Consider the following 255-nt stretch of genomic DNA (forward strand, 5'->3'; position numbering starts at 1 on the left):
ATGATTTCGTAAGTAGTGGCGAGCGAACACGAAAGAGCCCAAACCATAGTTGTTACGGCAATTATGGGGTTGTAGGACCACGACATTGTATTGTCGCTATGAACTGGAAGCAGGTGGGAAACTGCGCGATAAGGGTGACAGCCCCGTACAGGTAAAGAATGACAGCATAGTGGTATCCTGAGTAGGGCGGGACCGGAGAAATCCTGCTTGAATCTACCGGCACCATCCGGTAAGGCTAAATACTCCTGAGAGACC

At 50.2% G+C, this 255-nt stretch carries 1 rRNA gene; it reads left to right on the forward strand.

Annotation, left to right across the window (positions count from 1 at the left end):
- A 23S ribosomal RNA gene (locus GKO22_RS16515) occupies positions 1-255 on the forward strand; the annotation flags it as partial.

The organism is Sphingobacterium chungjuense (assembly GCF_011316935.1).
GTDB lineage: Bacteria > Bacteroidota > Bacteroidia > Sphingobacteriales > Sphingobacteriaceae > Sphingobacterium > Sphingobacterium chungjuense.